The sequence below is a fragment of the Francisella noatunensis subsp. noatunensis genome, from assembly GCF_009823375.1.
GTDB lineage: Bacteria > Pseudomonadota > Gammaproteobacteria > Francisellales > Francisellaceae > Francisella > Francisella noatunensis.
The window spans coordinates 1-4,394 of the sequence record NZ_WBSX01000135.1 but is presented as its reverse complement, the minus strand read 5'-3'; the positions used below and the strand labels follow the sequence as shown (position 1 = coordinate 4,394).

Here is a 4,394-nt window from a genome sequence, read left to right as displayed (position 1 = left end):
CCTCATGTTTTAATCTACCACAAATAAGTTCCGGAGATATCTTCTTTTTTAACAAAGCTATTATTAGCTTTTTAACTTTACAGGATAGCTTATGATTATTTGAAGTTCTGCGGCTTTGATATAGCTTCTGTGCTATCTCAGCATTATAGTCACTATTTATACTAGTGCGATTAAGTTCCTTTTTTATAGCTCTTTCACTATAGCCAATTTTATTGGCTATTTGAGATGTTTGGTATCCTAATTTAAGTAATTCTTCTATACAATATCTATTTGAAAGAGTTAAGTGCTTTGGCATTTTTTAGTTCCTTATCGTTTATTTTAGTTTCGTCAAAACCTAATAAACTATATTTGGAACTCTCTTTCAACTATTTAAAACTTTCAGAATACAATCTAGCATATTATGTACTAAGACTAGAATCAGCTGATAAAGTGGAGCTTTCTTCGTATACTAGTTATGACGATTTTAGGACTAATAGCTATACTTCAGGAGTCTTTATAAAGTCAGACTCAGTAGATAAATAGTATCTAGTCATTTGTCTATAGATTCTATTTGTATTATTATGGTTGTGTATTTTGGTAGATAGCTAAATTGTAATTTTTGGAGTGGTGATATTTGTGATGAAAGTAGAGTTTAGAGTTTTACAAACGCCAGATATTAACCAAATGCTAGAAGTGTTGATTGCTACAATTATCAAAGAGTATAGCGAGCGCAAAACAATAGCAGTTCTTGCTCCTACAGGCATTGCAAAACAGCTTGATAATGATTTGTGGCAAGATGGTCAAGATTCTTTTATACCGCATCATTGTGCTATAACTGCTAGAGAATATAATCAATATAAAAATATTCCGATTCTTATTACAGATAATTTATTTATCACTTCAGGTTATGATATTTTGATTAATATCATGGAAGTAGCAGTTGATCCTCAACGAGTTAAAATCAACGAGTTAAAAGAGTTTGTTTATCAGGAAGATAGAGCTTTGCAGGCTTCGCGTAAGAAGTATGTTTACTATAAGAACTCAAATTTAGAAATAACTACTACTAAAGAGAGTTAGTGTTGTTATTGAACATAGCTAGCTTATTGATGATAAACCTTAGTATTATTTAACTAGTGACTAATAGTACTTTCTAAAGAACTTTGTTAAAATTATCAGCATTAATTTTTTCTATAAACTTATATATTTAGGCATTATAAATGACTCAAGAAATGAATAAAAACTATAATCCAAAAGAAATAGAACAGTCTAATTATCAAAATTGGGAAGCTTCAGGTAAGTTTGCATGTGGTAATACTGACTCAAAAGATACTTATACAATCATGCTACCACCACCAAATGTAACAGGTACTTTGCATATGGGACATGGTTTCCAGATGTCATTGATGGATATTTTAATCCGCTATAATCGTATGTCTGGCAAAGATACGCTTTGGCAACCTGGTACCGATCATGCGGGTATTGCTACACAAATGGTTGTAGAGAGACAGTTAAATGCTCAAAGTATCTCAAGACATGATTTAGGACGTGAGAATTTTGTAAGCAAAATTTGGGAATGGAAAGAGTTATCAGGTGGCACTATCACATCACAGATGCGTAGAATTGGCGCTTCTCCAGATTGGGATCGTGAGAGATTTACAATGGATGATGGCTTATATGATGCAGTTAAAAAATGCTTTATCAAATTATATGAAGATGGTTTAGCATATCGTGGCGAGAGATTAGTAAACTGGGATCCTAAGTTAAAAACAGCTGTTTCAGATCTTGAAGTTGCTCAAGTAGATAGGCAAGGCTCACTTTGGCATTTTGTATATCCAGTAGCTGATAGTGATGAGAAGATTATAATTGCAACAACTCGTCCAGAGACAATGCTTGGTGATATGGCTGTTGCAGTTCATCCAGAAGATGAAAGATATGCTCACCTAGTAGGTAAGATGATAAATCTACCACTTACAGATAGACAGATTCCAATTATCGCTGATGATTATGTCGAAAAAGACTTTGGAACAGGTTGTGTCAAGATTACTCCTGCTCATGATTTTAATGACTATGAAATGGGTAAAAGACATGATTTGCCAATGCTAAACATTTTAACTGATGATGCAGCATTAAATTCTAATGTACCATCAAAGTATCAAGGGTTAGATAGATTTGAAGCACGTAAGCAAATAGTTGCTGATATGGAGGCTTTAGGTCTTTTAGATAAAATAGAGCCACATGCTCTTAAAGTGCCGACTGGAGATAGAACTGGAGAAATTCTTGAGCCATATTTAACTAAGCAATGGTTTGTCAAAGCTGATGTACTTGCAAAGCCAGCAATAGAAGCTGTAGAAAATGGTACGGTGAGATTTGTACCTGATAACTGGAAAAATACATATTTTTCTTGGATGAGAGATATTCAAGACTGGTGTGTATCTCGCCAACTTTGGTGGGGTCATAGAATACCTGCGTGGTATGATGAAGTAGGTAATGCTTATGTTGGTGAAGATGAAGCAGATGTTAGAGCTAAATATAATCTAGCTGATGATATCACTATCAAACAAGATGAAGATGTCTTTGATACGTGGTTCTCATCTGCATTGTGGCCATTTAGTACATTAGGCTGGCCTGAGCAAACTCCTGAGTTAGCAAAATATTATCCAACAAGCGTACTTGTAACAGGTTTTGATATTATCTTCTTCTGGGTAGCTAGAATGATGATGTTTGGCATGTATTTTATGAATGATGTGCCATTTAGAGATATCTATATCACGGGGCTTATTCGCGATAGCGAAGGGCAGAAAATGTCAAAATCTAAAGGTAATGTTTTAGATCCTGTAGATTTGATTGATGGTATATCATTAGATGAGCTTCTTAAAAAGAGAACTACTGGTCTAATGCAGCCACAGATGAAAGCTAAAATTGAAAAGGCAACTAAGAAAGAATTTCCTGAAGGTATTAGCGCGTATGGTGCTGATGCAGTAAGATTTACTTATGCGGCATTAGCTTCTACATCGCGTGATATCAGTTTCGATACTGCTAGGGTAGAAGGCTATCGTAACTTCTGTAACAAGCTTTGGAATGCTTCAAGATTTGTGATGATGAACCTTGATGATTATAAAGTTTGTGGTAACTATGAGTTAGGTGTGGCTGATAAGTGGATTTGGAGTGTGTTAAACACTGCTACTGCTGATGTACATAGACATCTTACAAATTATCGTTTTGATTTAGTAGCAAACACTATTTATGATCTTGTCTGGAGTAACTATTGTGACTGGTATGTTGAGTTCGCAAAAGTTACTTTAAAAGATGATTCACTATCAGAGCAACAAAAAAATGGTGTTAAATATACACTGACTAAAGTTTTGGAAAATATCTTAGCTTTAGCGCATCCGCTTATACCATTTATCACAGAGAGTATTTATCAGCAGTTAAAAGCACATTTAAATGACGCTAAAGATACAATTATGGATGTATCTTATCCTGTAGCTACTCAAGATTTAGAAGCTCCAGAAGCTGAGAAAGCTATTGTATGGCTGCAAAATGTTGTTACAACTCTACGTAATATGCGTAGTGAAGTAGGTATTAAGCCATCTTTAGAGATTTCTCTAATAGTCAAAGATGTTGCTGAGATAGACAAAGAATACCTTGCTCAAACAGAAGGCTTTATAAAAGCTCTAGCAAGAGTAAATAATATTGAGTTTAATGATAATCCACCAACATCTTTATCACAGATTGTCGAAGGGCTTGAGTTAAATATTCCGTTAGCAGGTTTGGTTGATATCGAAGCTGAGAAAGCAAGATTAGATAAAGAGCTAGACAAGCTAAAAGGCGAAGTTGATAGGGTACAGAAGAAACTTTCTAATGAAAGATTTGTCTCAAATGCTCCAGAGGCTGTAGTTGTTGCAGAGCAAGAAAAGTTAGCTAAGTATCAAGAGTTATATGCTAAAACTTTAGAGAAGAAGCAAGCATTAGCATAGCTACTCATAAATCACTTTATTTCTACCATTTTCTGAATAAAAAGCTAGATTGTATTCTGAAAGTTTTAAATAGTTGAAAGAGAGTTCCAAATATAGTTTATTAGGTTTTGACGAAACTAAAATAAACGATAAGGAACTAAAAAATGCCAAAGCACTTAACTCTTTCAAATAGATATTGTATAGAAGAATTACTTAAATTAGGATACCAAACATCTCAAATAGCCAATAAAATTGGCTATAGTGAAAGAGCTATAAAAAAGGAACTTAATCGCACTAGTATAAATAGTGACTATAATGCTGAGATAGCACAGAAGCTATATCAAAGCCGCAGAACTTCAAATAATCATAAGCTATCCTGTAAAGTTAAAAAGCTAATAATAGCTTTGTTAAAAAAGAAGATATCTCCGGAACTTATTTGTGGTAGATTAAAACATGAGG

Annotated in this window: 4 protein-coding genes; 3 read left to right on the top strand and 1 reads right to left on the bottom strand. The window is 33.9% G+C overall.

Annotated elements, in window-relative coordinates:
- Positions 1–295, bottom strand: a 295-nt coding sequence (locus F8C69_RS09265) for a helix-turn-helix domain-containing protein (RefSeq protein ID WP_159184785.1), incomplete at its 3' end; no start/stop codon positions are given.
- 323 nt (positions 296–618) lie between these two features.
- On the opposite strand from F8C69_RS09265, the gene F8C69_RS09255 reads away from it, so the two are divergent.
- From F8C69_RS09255 to F8C69_RS09245, 3 genes are all read left to right on the top strand, one after another.
- On the top strand, positions 619–1,056 hold the full coding sequence (locus tag F8C69_RS09255; RefSeq protein ID WP_159184967.1) for a DNA polymerase III subunit chi: 438 nt from the start codon (positions 619–621) through the stop codon (positions 1,054–1,056).
- A gap of 140 nt (positions 1,057–1,196) precedes the next feature.
- Positions 1,197–3,956: a valine--tRNA ligase gene (locus F8C69_RS09250; protein WP_159184966.1), complete on the top strand. Its 2,760-nt coding sequence runs from the start codon at positions 1,197–1,199 to the stop codon at positions 3,954–3,956.
- 143 nt (positions 3,957–4,099) lie between these two features.
- Positions 4,100–4,394: helix-turn-helix domain-containing protein (locus tag F8C69_RS09245; protein ID WP_159184785.1), on the top strand; the 295-nt coding region annotated here is incomplete at its 3' end.